Source organism: Yimella radicis (assembly GCF_054778255.1).
In genome coordinates, this window is record NZ_BAAGZR010000017.1 from 1 (window position 1) to 1,362 (window position 1,362).

1 protein-coding gene is annotated in these 1,362 nt (G+C 64.5%); it reads right to left on the reverse strand.

What is annotated here, in order from left to right; translation table 11 throughout:
* Window positions 1-37 precede the first annotated feature (37 nt).
* Entirely contained in the window at window positions 38-1,276 is a 1,239-nt protein-coding gene (locus ACYU8W_RS11565; protein WP_499469207.1) for an integrase core domain-containing protein, read from the reverse strand.
* Window positions 1,277-1,362 lie beyond the last annotated feature (86 nt).

Genomic DNA, 1,362 nt, shown 5'->3' on the forward strand with positions numbered 1-1,362 from the left:
TGTCATGACGCGTCACTTCTGGGACACATGAATGTCGTCACTTCCGGGACACTGTGCCGGGCTTGTACCGGGGGACGGTCGTGAAGTGCTTGGTGGGTGGCGGCCAGGCGACGGTAGCGATGAGGTTCCCGGTCTCGGTGTAGATCTTCAGGTCGGTCGTCGTGTGGATCAGGTGGGCGGTCGTCCTGCGGTACAGGTAGCTGAGCGTGATCCGGTAGCCACGCCAGCTGAGCGTGCCACCAGCAGAGATCAGTCGGGTCGCGATGGTGGGCTGCTGCGGCGGGGGTGGTAACTGCAGGGGCTGCCCGTACAACGTTGCGAGGTCGAGGGGGTGGTCGGCGGGTCCGACCTTGGTGACGGCGTCCCACATCGTCATTGGGGTGATGCGTGGCCCGAGGCCTTGATGCTGACGCTCGTGGTTGTACACGTGCCGGTACTCCTCCAAGGTGGCGTGCAGCTCGGCCAGAGTCGTGACGGGGTGACGCTTCAGCCAGTTGCGGACGCCTTGGTGGGAGCGTTCGGTTTTGCCCTGCGTTTGCGGGTGCATGACACGGCCGCTGATCGGTCGGATGCCTCGCTGGGCCAACCATGGTTCCAGCGGAGCGACCTGGCCCAATCGGTGCTGGTTGAACGCACGCGCGTTGTCGGTGAGGACGGCTGCGGGTGGCCCGTACTCGGCGAACCCGGTTTCGAGCGCCTCGCGGGCACCGGCGAACGTTTCACCGCCCAGGGCTGGCAGGAGTGCTACGCAGACGCGGGTGCAGTCATCGATGACCTGAAAGATCGTGGTCAGGGTGGCGCTGGGCAACCAGAACTCGAGGCCGTCCAGTTGCCACAGTTCGTTGGCGTGGGCGCGTTGGAACCGGCGCCAAGACGCCCGAGGACGCTTCTTCGGGTTGACCTCGACCAGACCCAGAGATCGCAGTTTCCGCGCGATCCAGGACCGTGAGGGCAAGGGGTCTACTCCCTGCTGATCCAGCCGCCACCAGATCGACCACGGGCCATGGTCCAGGCCCTGGTCCTGCAGCTCTTTACGCGCGTGGACGACCGCATCGACCGTGAACTCGCCATACCGGCGGGCCGGCTTGATGGGTGCCCGAGACTTGTGACGGAGCACCGCGGACGCGCCCTGCTCCGCAGCCGTTGTCCGAAGTCGGTAGAAAGTCGTCGTCGACAGGCCGTGGTCGTGACAGAACTGCCGCACCGTCATCTGACCAACGACCGGATCGAACCGGAGCACAGCATCACGAACAACACGCGAGATCTCATCAGCCATGCCTGATGAGTGTCCCGGATGTCACGACACTCGGGTGTCCCGAATGTCATGACATCCGGGACACCCAGAAGTCACGAGACATCACA

What these genes read in the sequence shown, in the direction of transcription:
- ACYU8W_RS11565 (WP_499469207.1), bottom strand. Translation starts at nt 1,276, where the DNA reads ATGGCTGATGAGATCTCGCGTGTTGTTCGTGATGCTGTGCTCCGGTTC.